Genomic DNA, 18,556 nt, shown 5'->3' with positions numbered 1-18,556 from the left:
AAAGCTTGACTTTATGCTGGTGGGCGATAGGGGAGTTGAACCCCTGACCTTTACGATGTCAACGTAATGCTCTAACCAACTGAGCTAATCACCCTTATAATTTTTTTAATCTTTATGTAGTTTTGGCTTTATCGAATTATGGACCTTATAATATTTACAATTAAGATAAGTGTCAATTGATTAGTTCAAGTTATATGTTAATATATTGATAAAAAATAGTTATATTGCATACATTTATTAAAAAAACAGAAAAAATTCCTAAAACAGCTATTTCAATAGCTAAAACTTAAGATTAAAGGAAGGTTTAATGAAAAACTTTGATGAATTTAAAAAAGAGTTATAAACCCCGAAGTAAAAAAAGCTTATGAAGAACGAAAAATGGAATTTGAGATAGCAAGCACTTTAATAAAGGCTCGTCTTGCATCTAATATGACTCAGGCGGATGTTGCTAAAAAAATGTCTACTTCTCAAGCTCAAATAGCAAGAATGGAAAGCGGACATCATATTCCTAATTTCTTAAGCCTTCAAAAATACGCTAAAGCTGTAAATCAAAAAATTAATTTGTTGATTACCCCATCATAGGGTGTACTACTAAATCTATATGTAGTTTTTAACCCTTGTTTTTTTAAAAAATTCATTAATGTACTAGATTTCAAGCTTTATTTCCATTATTTATAATATTTTATTATTTAGTCTATAACTTTATGGTGGATTTAAAAACTAAAGCCTTTGATATTTCTCAAAATTTCACTATTTCTCTTGACGGTCCTGCTGCTTCAGGTAAAGGGACTATAGGTTTAATACTGGCCAAGAAATTTTCTCTTAAATATTTTCAGTCAAGTATTGTTTATAGGCAGCTTGCGTTTGACTGTATTAGTCAAAAAATAGATGTCACTGATATAGATGCGGTAATTGCTTTATCTAAAGAATTAAAACTCGACAATAATTTTGACTTAGAGAATGAGAATATAGGAAATATAGCATCGCAAATTGCCGTAATAAGTGAAATTAGAAGTAATCTAAACAAATACCTGATTAATCTAGTAAAAACAACACCTAGAATGATTATGGAGGGTAGGGATATAGGCACCGTTGTTGCACCTGACGCCGATTTAAAGATTTTTATAACCGCAAATCCTCAAATTAGGGCTGAAAGACGATATAAGCAGTTGCAAGCAAAAGGAAAAACATGTATACTCGATGAGATTTTACGGCAAATAATTTTGCGAGATAAAAGAGATAAAGAGCGAAAAGCTGCACCGTTATTACCGGCTTCAGATGCTTTAATTATCGATACTTCAAAGCTTTCGGCTATGGAAGTCGTAGAAGAAGTAACAAATTATATAAAGAATAAAATAACTTGAAAAAGTGCTAGGTTATTTTATTCGATTTTATGGCGTTATTGCATGGCTAGTATGTCATGCCCGCGTAGGCGGGAATTCAGTAACTAAAAGGTAAAAACACACTGAATTTTTAATATTAAAAGTTCAAATAGTTTCGCTTTTTCTGGATTCCCGCCTACGCGGGAATGACATAGAACGCTTTTTTTAGCCATGCAAGAGCATCCAATTTTATTAACCTTTCAAAAAAATTTTATTAGCCTAGGCACTTTAGCTAATACTACGAGAAGAATATGTCAATAAAACTAAAACAACGATTTGTTCCACAACTTGCAGCAATGAATCATGAATTTGCAGAAGATTTCTCTAAAATGCTTGAAACCGTTGATACAAGTCATATAAAAGAAAAAACGGTAGTTAAAGGTCAAGTAATCGAAATAAAAAACGATATAATTATTGTTGACGTTGGATTAAAAAATGAAGGTAGAATACCTAAGTCTGAATTTTTAGCTTTACCTGAAGTTGGGGACGTAGTTGAAGTTTTCATCGAGAAAATTGAAGGACGTAACGGCAGAACAATATTGAGCCGTGAAAAAGCAGTTAAAGAAGAATTATGGGGACAACTAGAAATCATGTGTTCCAAGGGCGAATTTGTCGACGGTACGATTTTCGGTCGTGTAAAAGGAGGCTTTACCGTGGATTTATCCGGTGTAGTGGCATTCTTACCAGGAAGCCAAGTTGACGTTAGACCTATTAAAGATCCTACTTCTATAATGAATATCAAGCAACCGTTTAAAATTTTAAGTATGGATAAAAAGCTTGGTAATATAGTAGTTTCAAGAAGAGCTATTTTAGAAGAATCACGTTCTGAAGCTAGAGATGAGATGCTATCTAAAATTAAAGAAGGCATGGTATTAGAAGGAACCGTAAAAAATATTACTGATTACGGTGCGTTTATCGATCTTGGAAGTGTTGACGGTTTATTACATTTAACCGATATTTCTTGGGGAAGAGTTAACCATCCTTCAGAAGTGTTAGAATTTAACCAAAAGGTTAAAGTAATGGTTATTAAGTTTGATGAAAAAACCAAAAGAATATCACTCGGTATAAAACAACTTGATTCTAACCCATGGGAAGCAATTAAAGAAGAATTCCCCGTCGGTAAACAAATGACCGGTAAAGTTACAAATTTTGCTGATTACGGCGTATTTATAGAATTAAAAGACGGGCTTGAGGGACTTGTTCATTCAAGCGAAATTAGTTGGTTAAAATCTAATCAAAATCCTAGAAAAACGCTAACTATAGGGCAAGAAGTAGAATTCGTAGTTTTAGAGGTCGATACTGAAAAGCATCGTGTTTCTTTAAGTATTAAACAATGCCAAGAAAATCCTTTAACAAAGTTCGCTGAAAATAATCCTGTTGGTACTATAATTAAAGCACCGATTAGAAATATTACGGATTTCGGTATTTTTGTTGCACTCGGTAATAATATGGACGGCATGATTCATGAAGGTGATATTAGCTGGGAAGATAAAGGAACGGATCTATTAAAATCATACAAAAAAGGTGACGAAATAGAATGCAAAGTTCTAGCCATTAATATTGAAAAAGAACAAGTTAGTTTAGGTATAAAACAATTGTCGCCGAATCCATATCAAGAAATCAGTAATGAATATAAAAAAGGCACAATAGTTAAAGCCCTTATAACAGAAGTTAAAGATGAGGGACTCGAAGTATTATTAAACAATAAAGTAGCAGGTTTTATTAAAAGAACTGAACTATCGGATGAAAAAGACGAGCAGAAGCCTGAAATGTTTCAAATAGACAAAGAAATAGAAGCAAAAGTTGTTTCTATCGAGAAATCAACCGGTAGAATTTTATTATCGGTAAAAGCTCATAAAATAGCAGAACGTCAAAAAGCTCTCAAAGAATATGGTTCTAGTGATAATACTACCAATATGGGAGATATACTTGCTAATGCTTTAGAAGATAAGAAGTAATAATCTATAAGTCATTGCGAGGAGAAACTGTAAGTTTCAACGAAGCAATCTCAGGAGTTCTATGCTACTTCATGAGATTGCCACGTCGGTTATTAAAATAACCTCCTCGTAATGACGAAAAACTATTTAATTCATCAATTTCAGGAGAAAATATTAATGTCGTATGTACCGATAGTAATTGAACCAACATCACGCGGTGAACGTGCTTATGATATATATTCAAGATTGCTAAAAGAACGTATAATCTTTGTATGTAGTACTGTTGAAGATCATATGGCAAACTTAATTGTTGCACAATTATTGTTTCTTGAAGCAGAAAATCCTAAAAAAGATATATATATGTATATCAATTCCCCCGGAGGAGTTGTAACCGCAGGTCTTGCGATTTATGACACAATGCAATATATAAAACCTAAAGTGGCTACATTATGCATAGGTCAAGCTTGTTCTATAGGTTCACTTTTACTGTGCGGGGGCGAGAAGGGGATGCGTTATAGTTTACCTCACAGTCGTATTATGATCCATCAACCATCAGGAGGTTATAAAGGGCAAGCTACCGATATAGAAATCCACGCTCAAGAAACCCTAAAAATCAAAAGGTTACTTAACGAATTGTATAGTAAACATACTGAACAAGAGTTAAAACATATCGAAAAAAGTATGGAACGTGATAATTTCATGTCACCGGAAGAAGCAAAAAAATTTGGATTAGTAGATAATATAATGTCTTCTAGAGATGCTATGGCATTGTTAGCAAAATAAAGATTAAATTTTATAGATTTAGTTTTATTATTATAGTATAAGAGAATTAATTTGTTATAGTCAAGTCAGTGGGATTTGCACACCAGAAGCAAGGAGTTAAGCCTAACTAATAGGAGAACGACGAATGATGATGCAGGCGAGTCCAAATCAATTGACTATATTGGGGTCATAGCTCAGTTGGTAGAGTGTTTGAATGGCATTCAAAAGGTCGAGGGTTCGATTCCCTCTGGCTCCACCACTTTACAATCAACCTTTTCGTACTTTACTAATTTTCCTTCCATACTCCTTATGCTCACTATATGCTCATCGCGTTTTGAAAAATAGCATTCTAATCCTCTTACTACCTCGATTAAACCTGATGTTTAAGTTGAGGTCTTATGCTTACTATATGCTCATCGCATTTTACTAATGATTGTGCAACGCATAATAAGTAAAACTGCAAGGCAGTTACTCTCTCTTATAGTCTTTCGCTTGCAAATCTATCATAATAATAACATTGATGAACTTAAGGAAACTTATCATTTCTTCCAAGAACACTTAAGTGTTTGTCAAGAACGTGTAAGACAATGTCTGTTTGAGTTACAAAAAAGTGGCTTTATTCAAGTGTATAACACAACAGTCATTAAATATGGCATTAAATGCCGTAATACTCCTTGTATTAAGCTAGCTAGAAATTTCCAACCTGCTTCTAATAAAATACCCTCTGAAAATGAAAAAAATTTTGCATCAACTCCAAAAAACTTTGGGGTCAAACCCAAAGAAATTTTGCCTCAACCCCAAAAAAGTTTCGCCCACTCTCTCTATATATATAATAATAAAAATATATCTAATAAATCTAGATCTAGTGAATCTACAATTTTGCAAAATGAAAAAGATAAATGCAGTCAAAATGCAAAAAATCAGTTACAACAACAAAAACTTGAAGCAAATTCACAATTTAATAGCATAAAACCAGTACACGATGAACAACAAGGCGATAATATCAGTGTATCTAGCACTGATAGCATACCAGGTAGTATGCAAATTAACACTGCACTACAAGCAGTTATGGATAAAATCTCTAAAAAATATAATTCTACGGAATCAAGTAGTAATAATGCAGCAATTAATACCGTTAATCATAAGAGCTGGTTCAAAAGGAAAAAATTAACAGATTTCCATCCATTAACCCAAGAAGAGGCTGATTTATTACAGATAAAATCAAATCGAGAATTTAATCTTACTTTTATTAACAAGCTCTTATTGAAATTAGCAGAACAATACCCAGAACATCATTTTGGTCATAAAAAAGTGTTTTTAAATTACATGGCTAAAGCTTTAGCTCATGAACTGAGAGAAGCTACTCAAACTAATTGTGAGAAGTTTCAGTTTAAATCTAGCAATGTGCATAAAGTTCAGGAGCACTATCTAGATAAGATAGAAAGCAGCCTTGACACTAGCAAACAATCTCAGTTAAAACGTAAAATCATTGGTAGTTTTAATCCTGATTCAGCTTATGAATTACTAAGCTCCTGCTTATTTATTGGGGTAGTAAATAATCAGTATCAAATAAAACTGCTTAAAAATATTACGCTTTCAGAAAATGCACAAGATAAAATACTACAACAAGTACAAATGATATATGGCCATAGTATTGGGAAATTAAAAATCATACCATTTTCTGAGCTTGAAGCGAAGCAGAATAATACCGAAGATGAAAAACAAAATTATCTATTGCAGCTCAGTAAACAATTAAATCCTGATACAGTATGGTATAGGGCACGAAAATTTCTTATCCAGCATTATAACAAATATATTGATTTAAATGTATTAAGTAAATTAGTAGTGGCAGAAGAAGATACATATAACAAAAAAATAATTCTTAAATCTACATCATCTTTTTATGATTACTATATAAGAAATAATTATATGCAGGATCTCGATAAGGCTTTTAAGACCCAAGGTTTTACTTTTGAATTAACGAAATTTTAAAACAACTACAATCTGTGATACAGGAAAGAATAAGGCATAGGTGATTGAACTGTGTCAATTGAATGCTTTAATCGCTCTTTAATAATTGGTTATTATTACCTCATCAGACATTTTATTACGTTCAGGCATAGAATATTTAACTTTAATGATATTAATATTGAAATTCTTGTATAAGTTTCTAATAAATGGAGTATTGCTATTAGAAAGCATAATTTTAACACCTTTATTGTTGAGTTCTAGAGCAAAATCTCTAAGTCTAGTTTGTTCATTTTTATCAAAAGGCAATCTAGTATAGAATTTCTCACCTGATTTATGATAAGGAGGATCAAAATAAACAAAATCATTTTGTTGTGGTTCAATGAAAGAGAAATCTATAGCACAAATATATGTACCAGTAAGTAAGCTGCTACATTGCTTTAGTCTAGATGCAATATCAGATTTACTATAATTTCTACCAGAGAAAGTTTGAGCTGGTTTGCCATCAATATTAATCCGGTAAATACCTTTAAATGAATATCTATTAAGATAAATAAATCTTGCAGTAATTTTTATTGGATCACTACTATCATTATTAGCTCTCACTTGATAATAATGCTCTTTAGAGTGTTTTGCTTTATGTGAGTCTAGTAATTTACTAACTGCATCAGGATTTGTCTTAACTGCGTTATAAGACGTAACTAGCTCAAGGTTAATATCAGATAAATAGCATTGTTTAAATTTATCTCGTACATGAAAGAATAAAGCACCACCACCAAGAAATGGTTCATAGTAGTTGTTTAGTTTTTTAGGAATAAATTTAACTAATTGATCAACGATTTTTCTTTTACCACCCACCCATTGCAAGAATGGTTGTGGTTTATCTAAGTTCTTTACTGACATGAAATTATTATTAAAATATTTATACTGTAATTATAGTATAAAGTAGGCTTAAATGCCAGCAAAATACCATATTCAAAGGAATTTTTGATAGTTTTTGTAGCATATTAATGCTACTTTGGATTTATATGTAATGGATAAAGAGTTGAGATAATAAACAATATTAATTTAGCACTGTCTCATTTGTGCAGCTGTTTACCCAATTGTATAAAAATCTGTCACAAAAGCTCTTAAATCCTCTGTACTTCGTAAAATTGTGGTGATATCTGTCCTTGTTAAGAGCGGCCGTGGTGCAACTCTGGTTCAGAGGTTAAATTAAAACTACAAAATTTTAGCACTTTAACCTCTGAGCTGTTTTCTGAACTTTAACAGCAAGGAAATGCTATGACAATTAATAACCAAAATCAACCAAAAGATAATGATAATATCACTAATCTTACTAAAACAAATTGGAATCTTCAATTATCTCCTATATCTGTCACATTAATACCATATCAGCAAGAAGAGAATATCATTAACTCGACGATCACAAATTATACTGATATAATTAAATATAAATTAGAATTACAAGAAGCAAATAATAAATTGAAAGAATCTGAGTTATTTAAAAGAGATGTGGTTCAAAATATGGTACATGGATTAAAGATTCCATGTAATGGGATTTTTTCATTAGTAACAGCTCTTTATGAAATAGAAGATAATCCTGAAAAAAAGGATTATCTAGCTAGTGTGGTAAGTTGTGCTGAAGAATTACTGGATTATTATAACAATATACTTAGTTATCTACAGAATAATTCTGGATTACCTCCTATAGTTTTAAATAAGTTTGATCCAAAACAGTTGGTAAATAAGATTATTGATAAAGCGATGCCAATAGCTCAACGTAAGGGATTAAATTTATCTTGTAATTTTCAGTATGATTTAACAAATGCTATAATTAGTGATACTTATCGAATAGGGGCAATATTAGAGCAGTTAATAGATAACGCTATTAAATTTACTAAAGAAGGCAAAGTTGTGGTAACAGTGAACATGTTTGCTATTAGTCCAGCCGTTTCAGAATTAGAACAACAACACAGAGAAATGGTATGCCAATTTATGGTGCATGATAGTGGTATTGGTATGTCTAAAGAAATCAGGCAACATCTTCATGAAAAGATTGATAAATTTGATGTTGCTATGCAATATCATGGACTTGGATCAGGATTAAGTTTTGTAAAGCGTCTAATTGGTGAGTTAAATGGAGAGATTGAAGTAACAAGTGAAAAAGGTAAAAGTACTACTATTGTCTGTAATATACCAATTAAGTTACCTCTTCTTGATGATCTGATTTATGATACATAATGTTGATATAAGGTTTTGATGATTATGTATTAATTAATAATGATGATTTTCTTGATTATTGTGCTTCACTTGCTACACTTAAATAAAATTATAGTAGGGATGGATATATGGCAAGAAGTCAAAAAAAACTATAGGTCCTATTATAGCAAAGCTAAATTTACCTAAAGGTATAGATCTTGAGCTAGGAAAAGTAAAAATGAACGATCTATCAAATTGCCGATACAGCAAAAGACTATTAACTAAGCTCCTATTCACAAGTAAGATTTCTAAGAACAAAGTTGATCTTAATAAAATTAAAAAAGCAATTTATTTTGCTAAAAAATATCATGGCAAGCAAAAGCGAGAAACAGGAGAATTCTATTACTCACATCCTTTAGAAGTAGCATATATGATTTCTGATTATTTATTTAGAACAGATATTATAGTAACTAGCATATTGCATGATTGTATTGAAGATACGTTACTTACTAAAGAAATGATTATACAAGAATTTGGCCATAAGATTGCTAATCAAGTTGAAGATTTAACACGAGTTAAAAATGATAAAAAAATTAGTGCAGCAGAAATGGTTAAAATATTGTATCGGCAGAAGAAAAAAGAGTTACTATTAATTAAGTTATTTGACCGACTACATAATGTACAAACAATAGGAGCTAAAACCCATGAAAAAGGACAGAAAACAATTTTAGAAACTTTACGGGTCTTCTTATCTCTTGCTACTTACCTCAAAATACCAAAAGTTGCAAGACAATTACACACACATTGTTTAAATATAATTGCAAATTATAAAAAATTAAATTTATATAATAATAATGTGTAATAGTTGAGATTAAATCTTATATTTAGTAAAATAAATTAATTATTAAATGGAGATGAAAAATGAACTTAAATCAAAAAATAATAAAGCCAAAAATAGGGTTACTAGAACTAGCTAAGAGTCTTGGTAGCATATAGTCAGCATGTAAAGCGATGGGCTATAGTAGAGATAGTTATTACAGATTTAAAGAACTGTATGAAACTGGTGGCGAAGAGGCATTGTATGAAATTAGTCGAAGAAAGCCAATAATAGCGAATAGAGTTGATCCAGCGATAGAGAAAGCAGTAATGGATATGGCAATAGAATATCCAGCATATGGACAGCTAAGAGTATAAAATGAGCTTAAGAAGAGCGGTATACTTGTATCGCCTGGAGGAGTGAGATCAATTTGGTTACGTAATGATTTAAACAATATCAGTAAAAGGCTTAAAGCATTAGAAGCAAAGATGGCTCAGGATGGTATTGTTCTTACTGAATCTCAATTACAAGTGCTAGAGAAGCGTCGTAATGAAAAAGAAGCTCATGGAGAAATTGAGACGCAGCATCCAGGTTATTTAGGATGTCAGGATACGTATTATGTAGGTAATTTCAAAGGTATAGGTAAGGTTTATTCTCAGGTATTTATTGATAGCTATACTAGGGTAGCTGATGCTAAACTATATACTGATAAAACAGCTTTAACTGCTGCTGATATGCTTAATGACCGCGTGTTACCATGGTACGAGACTCAAGGGATACCAATACTTCGTATTCTTACAGATTGTGGGGCAGAATATAAGGGAAATATAGAGCATCATGCTTTTGAATTATTTCTAAGTATTGAAGGTATAGAGCATACTACTACTAAAGCATATTCTCCTCAAACAAATGGTATGTGTGAGCGTTTTAATAAAACCATGAAACAAGAATTCTTTGATACAGCTATGCGGAAAAAGATTTATACAGATCTTGATGATTTACAATTAGATTTTGATATTTGGTTAGAGCATTTCAATAATGAGCGACCACATTCAGGAAAATATTGTTATGGAAAAACTCCTATGCAAACTTTTAAGGATAGTAAAAAATTAGCTGTTGAAAAGAATAATGAAATCTTGTATCTTGAATACGTCTCTGACAGTCAAAATTTAACTGACAATCAGGTGCAAAATTTATAGTGTCTGTAAGATCAAATCTTGACTTCTACAGATGCCGGTTTTACTCAAATCCTCGGTCACGGTACTAGTAGTACTGTAACATTTACCGATAGCTATACACTAGGTCTTGAACCGGTCACAAAAAACTATACCGTATATGCACGCCTGCCGTCACAACCTCTTGCTGCTGCCGGCACGTTTCAAGACACTATTACCGTAACCCAGCCATGGCTATATAATAAAAAATCTTTAAAATCAAAATTCTTCAGCCTAGGTTCTAACTTTGTTGCTTGCATGGATTGACTCCTAGGGTGCTAGACATTGCTGTCCGGTATTATGAAGCTGTATTTTTATTATAATATCAAAAACAATTTAAGTTTTATATTACTATAACTATAGTATTTTGTAGTTACTTAATATTTTTAACTTAAATAAAGGTTGAATTTATGAAAAATGAAGCACAACACAATCAACCAACTCCAAAACATGGTCGAATAATATTCCCGCTTTACACAATGGGAAAAGTTTGTGTAGATAAGAAGCTAATAGATGAAGAGTGGAAACTTAACGAATTTGAAACAGGGAAAGGGAGTGATGAGCGTTTTGGAAATGATGTCGCAGGGGAACCGCTACCACTAGATGGGCATATTCTTAATGGTGGGCGTACAGATTACAGATTGGGTCAATGCTACTAATCAAGAAATAAGAGCGGAATTAAAAGATCCAACGTTTAACTGGATAAACTATATCATTAGAAGGTGAGAAAAAACTTACAATAGAATGGGATTATACTGCGTCACATAAAACTTGCGGTTATATAGTGCAAATGACAAAAGCAGAGTGTACCTTTGAAAATAGACTGAAACACTATGCAACACTATGATTTAGAAGAAATTTATAGTGAACTTTCTGATAAATTTCCTTACTGGGATCATACATTAGCTCCTTCTAAAATGATTGAAGTAACTTTTCCAAATAGAGAGCCAGGATATTATGTTGCAGAAGTTGATTGGATAGTAGCCGACATACCACGTTTGTTGCATAGTTTATTGTTGAATATAAGGATGAGGTTACACCGATAGGTCTCTTAATACGAATGATGGAGAATGTCTTTAACGTTATTCCCGTATAGATAAGGTCTTGTTGCATGGATCGGGTTTCTTTCTGTTACGCTGTGACTTGATCGTGAGATGACAGAGATGGAATCGATCCTTAAACTTATGTCTACGCGAAAATGCAACCGGGAACCACGCAACGTTGCCTTACTTCCGCAGGATAAGACTGTTTGTGCCTTAAGAAAGCATAATATTTGTACAAACTATTCTATATAGTAATCAATAGTGATTTGTGTCAAGTCAAAAATCTAAAAAAAAATAAATATTTATATTGAATAAATTATTATTCTCGTGTCTACTTAAGTGAAGATTCTATACACTGAATATGGTGTCATTTTTTCAAAATAAGCATTATAAATAACGCCTACAACCCCATTAGTACCTATAATGAACACGCTTAAAAAAAATAAATTTCAAATCACTATAAACAACAACCATAACAATTTACTTACTCCTTTCGGTAAAGCTATTCTGCGAGATCGATATCTTATGAAAGGTGAGGATTTTCAAGATTTATTTGCAAGAGTTTCTAGTTATTATGCCGAAAATAAACAGCATGCTCAGAAGTTATATGAATATATGAGTAAAATGTGGTTTATGCCAGCAACACCAATCTTAAGTAACGGCGGAACGGATAGGGGACTTCCTATTTCATGCTTCTTGAATGAGACCGATGATAGCTTAGACGATATAGTAAATTTATGGACAGAAAATGTTTGGCTTGCTGCACGCGGTGGCGGGATTGGCAGTTATTGGGGTAATGTTCGTGCTATTAATGAAGGGATTCGTGATAAAGGTCATTCATCCGGTATTATACCGTTTATTAAAGTAATGGATTCTATGACTCTTGCTATTTCGCAAGGTTCTATTAGACGAGGTTCATCGGCTGTATATTTGCCTATTAATCACCCTGAAATTGAAGAATTTATCGATATAAGACGTCCGACAGGTGGGGATGTTAACCGTAAAGCTCTTAATATTCATCACGGTATAGCTATAACCGATGAATTTATGAAAGCAGTTGAAAACAATACGGATTTTGACCTTGTTAGTCCTGCTACCAAAAAAGTCGTAAATAAAGTTAGAGCAAGAGATTTATGGGTTAAGTTATTAACTACTAGAATAGAAACAGGTGAGCCTTACTTGTTATTTATCGATAGTGTTAATAAATCTATCCCTGAGCATCATAAAAAATTAGGGCTTCAAGTTAAAATGTCTAATCTTTGTAGCGAAATTACATTGCCGACGGGAATTGACCATCTAGGAAAGTCAAGAACTGCTGTTTGCTGCCTTTCCTCTTTAAATTTAGAGTATTACGAAGAGTGGAAAGATGATAAAGAATTTATCCATTCTATTATGTTGTTCCTTGATAATGTTTTAGAAGACTTTATTAATAAAGCACCGGATACTATGGCAAGAGCTAAATATTCGGCTTTACGTGAGCGAAGCGTTGGACTTGGCGTAATGGGCTTCCACTCATTTTTGCAAATGAAAAAAGTACCGATAGAATCGGTTATGGCAAAAGTTTGGAATAAAAAAATATTTGAATATATATCTGCTGAAACTGATAAAGCCTCAATAGAAATCGGTAAAGAAAAAGGAGCATGTCCTGATGCTCTAGATGCAGGCAGTAATGAACGATTTAGTAATAAAACCGCAATAGCACCTACCGCCTCAATTTCGGTAATAGCAGGTAATGCCTCACCCGGAATAGAGCCGTTTGCCGCTAATAGCTTTGTACAAAAGACTTTAACCGGTTCTTTTAACGTGCGTAACAAACATTTAGAAAAGTTATTAGAGGAGAAAGGATTTAATAATGATCAAGTTTGGTCTTCGATTGCAACACATGAAGGATCAGTACAACATTTAACATTTTTATCCGAAGAAGAAAAACAGGTTTTCAAAACCGCTTACGAAATTGATCAGAATTGGCTAATTGAACTGGCAAGCGATCGTACTCCTTACATTACGCAAGCACAATCTTTAAACATCTTTTTACCGGGGAATGTTAGTAAGAAATATTTAAATAATATTCATTTTAAAGCCTGGACAAAAGGAGTAAAAAGTTTATATTACTGTAGATCTACATCAATACAGCGAGCCGATAAGGTTTCGCATGACGTATTAAAGGCCGATTTTAAAGATTTAGAGGAACAAAACGATAAGTTATCAGAAGCCGGTAACTACGAAGAATGCTTAGCTTGTCAGTAAGTATAATATAACTATTCAAAGATATTTTTAGACCCAACAAATGATGTAGCATTTAAAAAATTGTTTACGGATAAAACAAGGTGACTAGGCTTTCTCAATAATATTATGAGGTTACCTGAAGAGTTAAGGATTATCGACCTTGAATATATTTCAAACGAACAAGTGCCGGATTTAGGACAGAATAAAAGGAGTATAGTAGACGTAAAAGTTCGAGATAACTCCGGCAATATTTATATTGTTGAGATGCAAAACGGCTATGCCGATTCTTTTTTAGCAAGAGTACAATTTTACAGTTGTATAGCATTTTCTTCGCAATTAAAAAGAGGAAAAGAATATGCTGATCTAGCTCCTGTAGTAATGGTAGTAATTACTTCTGGATTTCAGGCATTGCCCGAGGAAAAAGAATGTATTAGCTATCATCAAACTATTAATGTCGGCAACGGTAAGCATCAACTGAAATGCTTGTCTTACGTATTTGTTGAATTAGACAAATTTACCAAAGAAGCAGATGAGTTAGAAAGTTTAGAAGATGATTGGTTATATATGATGGCTAAATTCGATAGAGCAAAAGAACCCCCGCAACATACAAAAGATGAAAATAGTACTATCAGTTTATAAAACTATTGAATAATTTAACTGGAGCGAAGCAGAATATGATAATTATATTAAAGCGATGCTGGATACTCAAACGGAAGAGTTAAATCAAAAAAGTAAATATAATGAGGGGAAAGCTGAGGGTATTGAAATTGGAGACACTAGAAGAAATACAGAAATAGCAAAAGAAATGTTAGCGGATAATGAGCCGATAGAGAAAATAATTAAGTATACTAAGCTTTCAAAAGAAGAAATAGAAAAATTAAAAGAAGAAAAATTATGTCACTACTTGATGCAAATCCAATTTATAAACCGTTTTCATATCCATGGGCATATGAAGCTTGGCACACTCAACAAAAAATTCATTGGCTACCGGAAGAAGTACCGCTTGCCGACGATGTTAAAGATTGGAAATATAACTTAACTCCAGGGGAAAAACATCTATTAACGCAAATATTTCGTTTTTTTACACAGGCAGATATTGAAGTGAATAATTGCTATATGAAGCATTATTCACGAGTATTTAAACCGACTGAAATATTAATGATGTTATCGGCATTTTCTAATATGGAAACGGTACATATCGCGGCATATTCACATTTACTTGATACGGTAGGTATGCCGGAAGTAGAATATTCAGCATTTCTTAAATATAAGGAAATGAAAGACAAGTATGATTATATGCAGCAATTCAGAGTGGATGCCAAAGAAGATATAGCAACTACACTCGCAGTATTTGGAGCTTTTACTGAAGGATTACAGCTATTTGCTTCTTTTGCGATCATGCTTAATTTCCCTCGTTTTAATAAAATGAAAGGTATGGGACAGATTATTGCTTGGTCAGTGCGTGATGAAACACTTCATACTAACTCAATTATTACTCTGTTTAAGACTTTTGTAAGAGAAAACCCTGAAGTTTGGACAGAAACTTTACGTAAACGTATTTATGAAGCTTGTACGACTATTGTGCATTTTGAAGATGCCTTTATTGAACTTGCTTTTGAAGTTGGCGGTATTGAGGGATTAACGGCATATGAAGTAAGACAATATATTCGTTATATTGCCGACCGTCGTTTAATGCAGCTAGGACTCAAAGATGTATATTTGGTAAATCATAACCCCCTTCCTTGGCTTGATGAAATGCTAAACGGAGTCGAACATACGAACTTTTTTGAAAATAGAGCAACTGAATATTCAAAAGCAGCGACTACCGGTTCATGGGAAGAAGTATTCACTGAGATGGACGCCAAAAGCGGAGGCTAAATAATATACTCAGATAGCACTTGAAAAATTGGCAGCCATGTCTTTGTAAGTCCTAGGATGCTGAACATGTTGTATCGAAGTATACATATTAAAAACAACAATAACAAAAAATTAAAAATACCTGATCTTTATTTTTAAAAATTTTTTAAAATAGATTTAGAATATTTAAACATTTCGAGTAATTTTATGGCTGTTATAAATAATAAAAACTATCAAAAAGTTGTAGAAAAAGTTTTATCTTCTTCTAAACTTAATAAAGTACTAAAGAGTGTAATTCAGGACTTATCATCTTCAAAGAGTATAAGCTTAAGAACGATATTACTCGGAGCAAGATTTATTTTAACTAATCCTATAAATACTTATAATCTTGTTAAGCTTGCTAACTCTTCTAAGATATATCTTGATCCGGAATTTCAAAAATCACTTCTTAAACAATCTCCAATATGGGAATTTTTAAAAAAACATTCGGATGATTTGCCTAAAATAGGTCAAATCTTAGCAAATGTGGGCTTTAGAGAATTTCAAGATAAAAGTGCTTTAGATGAAAAGGGACTCGAAATACTAAAAGAATGTTTTAAAAATGAACAAGTACTTAAAAAACTTCAAGAAATTGCAGTTGAAGTAAAGCAAGAGCTACCGAACTGGAATAAAGTGACTTCTAGAACTTTAGATATGCTGGTTACCGATAAAAACTTCCAAAAATTCTTTAACGAAAAGAGTGAAGATATTACGAAATACATACGTACAGGAGCAACTGAAATACTTCCAAGCGATTATATAAAAACTTTTGATGATATATTACAAAAACCCGAAAAGAAAAATTTATTAAAAATATTTAATGAACATCCTGAGTTTAAACAAGAGCTGGCTAAAAATATAAACAATCCTAATACTCTAAAAAGATTTAATAAGTTATCTCCTGAAAAACAAATAATTATTGAAAATTTCTTAGAAGAAGCAAAAGAACAAGCTAAACCTTTCTTAAAAGAACATTTTGAAACCTACAAAATTGATCTTAAAATTTTAGATATTATTCCTACTTTATTAAATAAAATGCCTGAGACAAAAGAGATTTTTGATACTCTTAATGCTCCAAATCAAGGTGTAATGATATCTCTTGAGAAATCCTTAGAAATGGTAGCTGGTGATGATAAATTAAAAAGTTTTTTTGCTAATAATAAAACAATCTTACCAAATATTGCTTTAGGTATTATTGAAAATACTCCTAGCGTACAAAGCATAACAAAAGAATATAATTTTGATAAACAAATGCTTAGTATTGTAGGCGAAATTATGTCAAAACCGGAAATTGCTCATGAGATTATTGCAGACTTAAATAAAGGCGATTATATGAGTTTAACCGGTAATATAATCTCCGCCCTTAATGATCCTTCATTTAAATTAAAAGATATATTAGTAGAGCAAAATAAAGAAGGTCTATTTGATAATTTAATTACAGGAGTTTTAGAACAAGATGCAAAAAATAGCCAAACTATAAAACAACAACTTATAAATTATGGTCTGGAAGCGAGTGATGTTACAAAGCTAACGAGCATCATGCCTATATTACTTGATAAATCTGAATCATTAAAAAAGGTTTTTCGAGATTTTATTAAAGGTGATTATACGGGAATGGCAAAAGAGTTAATAGCTTTAACTAAAGATAATCCTGAAATTAAAAAATATTTAAACAATAATAGAGAAATATTTGCAAGTATTTTAGATAAAACTTTAGTAGAAATACCAGGTATAAATAACCTTGATAAGAAAGAATTATATAATGTACTTCCATCAATGTTAAACCATCCTAATGAATTAGTTAAAGTTATAGAAGAGGTCGAAAAAAGTAATTATCGTGGGGCTGCTAGTGCTATATATAATCTAGCTCAAAAAACAAATTATTTGGAAGGGCAATTGCCGAATATTATAAAAGCAGGTTTTAGCTATGCTACTGAAAAAGTAAAAGACGTATTTAGTCCATCACAAGATTTTAAAGATAAAACTATAGATGAAATTACTCTTAGAAATAATTTACATAAAATACAAAATGGAAAATTCAGCTTAGAGGGAGCTATATTAGTAGGTAATTTATCTAATATCGACTTCTCAGGCGTATCATTAAAAAATGCAGATTTAACTAAAGTAACTTCTTTAAAAGATTGTAATTTTAAAAATATTAATTTAGCAGAGGCTAAATTACCTGATAATTTAATGCTACTTACTGATACTTACAATCTTGATAAGGCTATCCCTCCTTTAGTACCTAAACTAATTAAAGAACAACAAGCAAAATTAATTGATAAGGCAATTGATAAAGTATTTTTACAAATACAAGCTGAAGGAAAAAGAAATGTACTTAGTAAAAAAAAATTTGCTCAACAAGTAAAAAGATTATATGAAGAAAATCAAACGATTAAAGACTATATTATAGAAAAACTAAATTCACTACCTATGAATATGGTTACTAACCTAGCTACTCCTAGAACAAATCAATATAAACATATTACAAATCATGTACATTCTCCATTACAAATATTGAACCCTTTATATGAAAATATTACAAATAAACAAAATATTAAGAGTAATTTATTGGCAAATATTTTAAGCGAGAAAATATCACAAAAACTTTTTGATAAAGGTGATAATAGAGGTGAAGATTTTTACATGATGAATCAGATGCTAAAACCTATCGTTTCTGAATATTCTAAAGAAAATCCTGATAATATAAATAATTTTTTAGAGCCAAAAAATCTAGAAAAGTTAGCAAGTAATATTGCCTCTACTTTATATTCTAAATCTAAATATACTGGGGTAGGCACTATCACCGGTGGAATTTATTTACCAAAAGAAATCTTCAATGAACAGTTAAAAGATAACTTTAAAAATGAGTTCAAAAATATTAATAAATTAAATGTTTTAAAAGAAGCAAAAAATATAGTTTCAAATTTAGATAGTAAAGTGCATATAGTAGATAATCACGATAAATCACATACTTACGCATCATTACCTACAAAAAGTAAACAAATACAAAGATAACTCCATACATCTTAGATCAAATTGATTTAATTACCATATTATGTAATATAAATTAAAATATTTAAGTAGTGCTTAATTTATTTCTTTGAAT

The 18,556-nt window shown here is 31.6% G+C and carries 15 protein-coding genes, 2 tRNA genes and 2 pseudogenes; 17 read left to right on the top strand and 2 right to left on the bottom strand.

The features are described 5' to 3' along the window. Positions 1–17: 17 nt before the first annotated feature. A tRNA-Val gene (locus tag C4Q30_RS02745) sits at positions 18–94 on the bottom strand. A 121-nt stretch (positions 95–215) separates the two neighbouring features. Here C4Q30_RS02745 and C4Q30_RS10665 point away from each other — a divergent pair. From C4Q30_RS10665 to C4Q30_RS02710, 7 genes are all read left to right on the top strand, one after another. After that, positions 216–290, top strand: a complete 75-nt coding sequence (locus C4Q30_RS10665) for a type II toxin-antitoxin system RelE/ParE family toxin (protein ID WP_109559329.1) — start codon at positions 216–218, stop codon at positions 288–290. A gap of 88 nt (positions 291–378) precedes the next feature. Next, positions 379–582 (top strand): helix-turn-helix transcriptional regulator, encoded by a 204-nt coding sequence (locus C4Q30_RS02740; protein ID WP_014014383.1) that lies wholly within the window; start codon positions 379–381, stop codon positions 580–582. Between the two features lie 122 nt (positions 583–704). Then, positions 705–1,364 carry a (d)CMP kinase gene (gene cmk / locus C4Q30_RS02735; RefSeq protein WP_103897122.1) on the top strand — a complete coding sequence of 220 codons (660 nt, stop codon included), beginning with the start codon at positions 705–707 and terminating at the stop codon, positions 1,362–1,364. Between the two features lie 269 nt (positions 1,365–1,633). Beyond that, entirely contained in the window at positions 1,634–3,340 is a 1,707-nt protein-coding gene (locus C4Q30_RS02730; RefSeq protein ID WP_103897121.1) for a 30S ribosomal protein S1, read from the top strand. Between the two features lie 156 nt (positions 3,341–3,496). After that, on the top strand, positions 3,497–4,102 hold the full coding sequence (gene clpP, locus C4Q30_RS02725; RefSeq protein WP_103897120.1) for an ATP-dependent Clp endopeptidase proteolytic subunit ClpP: 606 nt from the start codon (positions 3,497–3,499) through the stop codon (positions 4,100–4,102). Between the two features lie 162 nt (positions 4,103–4,264). Further along, positions 4,265–4,340, top strand: a tRNA-Ala gene (locus C4Q30_RS02720). Between the two features lie 233 nt (positions 4,341–4,573). Next, positions 4,574–6,073: a hypothetical protein gene (locus tag C4Q30_RS02710; protein WP_245207444.1), complete on the top strand. Its 1,500-nt coding sequence runs from the start codon at positions 4,574–4,576 to the stop codon at positions 6,071–6,073. A 78-nt stretch (positions 6,074–6,151) separates the two neighbouring features. Here C4Q30_RS02710 and C4Q30_RS02705 read toward each other — a convergent pair whose 3' ends face one another. Continuing rightward, positions 6,152–6,952: a DNA adenine methylase gene (locus C4Q30_RS02705; RefSeq protein WP_103897119.1), complete on the bottom strand. Its 801-nt coding sequence runs from the start codon at positions 6,950–6,952 to the stop codon at positions 6,152–6,154. Positions 6,953–7,333: 381 nt separating this feature from the next. Here C4Q30_RS02705 and C4Q30_RS02700 point away from each other — a divergent pair, with 381 nt between their 5' ends. The 10 genes and pseudogenes from C4Q30_RS02700 (at position 7,334) to C4Q30_RS02650 (ending at position 18,465) form a co-directional block, all read left to right on the top strand. Beyond that, complete coding sequence (locus C4Q30_RS02700) at positions 7,334–8,293, top strand: sensor histidine kinase (protein ID WP_103897118.1); 960 nt, start codon at positions 7,334–7,336, stop codon at positions 8,291–8,293. Positions 8,294–8,489: 196 nt separating this feature from the next. Continuing rightward, positions 8,490–9,113: an HD domain-containing protein gene (locus C4Q30_RS02695; protein WP_103897117.1), complete on the top strand. Its 624-nt coding sequence runs from the start codon at positions 8,490–8,492 to the stop codon at positions 9,111–9,113. Positions 9,114–9,172: 59 nt separating this feature from the next. Continuing rightward, positions 9,173–10,267, top strand: a pseudogene (locus C4Q30_RS02690) (IS481 family transposase). A 30-nt stretch (positions 10,268–10,297) separates the two neighbouring features. Beyond that, positions 10,298–10,549, top strand: a pseudogene (locus C4Q30_RS02685) (Csu type fimbrial protein); the annotation flags it as partial. A 143-nt stretch (positions 10,550–10,692) separates the two neighbouring features. Continuing rightward, positions 10,693–10,941, top strand: coding sequence for a chitin-binding protein (locus C4Q30_RS02680; RefSeq protein WP_103897116.1), 249 nt, complete (start codon positions 10,693–10,695; stop codon positions 10,939–10,941). 174 nt (positions 10,942–11,115) lie between these two features. Continuing rightward, positions 11,116–11,328 (top strand): chitin-binding protein, encoded by a 213-nt coding sequence (locus C4Q30_RS02675; protein ID WP_245207443.1) that lies wholly within the window; start codon positions 11,116–11,118, stop codon positions 11,326–11,328. 420 nt (positions 11,329–11,748) lie between these two features. After that, positions 11,749–13,572, top strand: coding sequence for a ribonucleoside-diphosphate reductase subunit alpha (locus C4Q30_RS02670; protein ID WP_014014333.1), 1,824 nt, complete (start codon positions 11,749–11,751; stop codon positions 13,570–13,572). A gap of 105 nt (positions 13,573–13,677) precedes the next feature. Continuing rightward, positions 13,678–14,190, top strand: a complete 513-nt coding sequence (locus tag C4Q30_RS02665) for an Rpn family recombination-promoting nuclease/putative transposase (protein ID WP_209445194.1) — start codon at positions 13,678–13,680, stop codon at positions 14,188–14,190. A 255-nt stretch (positions 14,191–14,445) separates the two neighbouring features. After that, positions 14,446–15,429: a ribonucleotide-diphosphate reductase subunit beta gene (locus tag C4Q30_RS02655; protein WP_103897115.1), complete on the top strand. Its 984-nt coding sequence runs from the start codon at positions 14,446–14,448 to the stop codon at positions 15,427–15,429. A 186-nt stretch (positions 15,430–15,615) separates the two neighbouring features. Continuing rightward, positions 15,616–18,465 (top strand): pentapeptide repeat-containing protein, encoded by a 2,850-nt coding sequence (locus tag C4Q30_RS02650; RefSeq protein WP_103897114.1) that lies wholly within the window; start codon positions 15,616–15,618, stop codon positions 18,463–18,465. Positions 18,466–18,556 lie beyond the last annotated feature (91 nt).

The sequence above is a fragment of the Rickettsia fournieri genome, from assembly GCF_900243065.1.
Taxonomy (GTDB): domain Bacteria; phylum Pseudomonadota; class Alphaproteobacteria; order Rickettsiales; family Rickettsiaceae; genus Rickettsia; species Rickettsia rickettsii.
The sequence above is the reverse complement of the archived record's forward strand: the minus strand, read 5'-3'. Positions and strand labels throughout refer to the sequence as shown.

What these genes read in the sequence shown, in the direction of transcription:
- C4Q30_RS02705 (WP_103897119.1), bottom strand. Translation starts at nt 6,952, where the DNA reads ATGTCAGTAAAGAACTTAGATAAACCACAACCATTCTTGCAATGGGTG.
- C4Q30_RS02700 (WP_103897118.1), top strand. Translation starts at nt 7,334, where the DNA reads ATGACAATTAATAACCAAAATCAACCAAAAGATAATGATAATATCACT.
- C4Q30_RS02740 (WP_014014383.1), top strand. Translation starts at nt 379, where the DNA reads ATGGAATTTGAGATAGCAAGCACTTTAATAAAGGCTCGTCTTGCATCT.
- clpP (WP_103897120.1), top strand. Translation starts at nt 3,497, where the DNA reads ATGTCGTATGTACCGATAGTAATTGAACCAACATCACGCGGTGAACGT.
- C4Q30_RS02670 (WP_014014333.1), top strand. Translation starts at nt 11,749, where the DNA reads ATGAACACGCTTAAAAAAAATAAATTTCAAATCACTATAAACAACAAC.
- C4Q30_RS02675 (WP_245207443.1), top strand. Translation starts at nt 11,116, where the DNA reads ATGCAACACTATGATTTAGAAGAAATTTATAGTGAACTTTCTGATAAA.
- C4Q30_RS02680 (WP_103897116.1), top strand. Translation starts at nt 10,693, where the DNA reads ATGAAAAATGAAGCACAACACAATCAACCAACTCCAAAACATGGTCGA.
- C4Q30_RS02665 (WP_209445194.1), top strand. Translation starts at nt 13,678, where the DNA reads ATGAGGTTACCTGAAGAGTTAAGGATTATCGACCTTGAATATATTTCA.
- C4Q30_RS02650 (WP_103897114.1), top strand. Translation starts at nt 15,616, where the DNA reads ATGGCTGTTATAAATAATAAAAACTATCAAAAAGTTGTAGAAAAAGTT.
- C4Q30_RS02730 (WP_103897121.1), top strand. Translation starts at nt 1,634, where the DNA reads ATGTCAATAAAACTAAAACAACGATTTGTTCCACAACTTGCAGCAATG.
- C4Q30_RS02655 (WP_103897115.1), top strand. Translation starts at nt 14,446, where the DNA reads ATGTCACTACTTGATGCAAATCCAATTTATAAACCGTTTTCATATCCA.
- cmk (WP_103897122.1), top strand. Translation starts at nt 705, where the DNA reads ATGGTGGATTTAAAAACTAAAGCCTTTGATATTTCTCAAAATTTCACT.
- C4Q30_RS02695 (WP_103897117.1), top strand. Translation starts at nt 8,490, where the DNA reads ATGAACGATCTATCAAATTGCCGATACAGCAAAAGACTATTAACTAAG.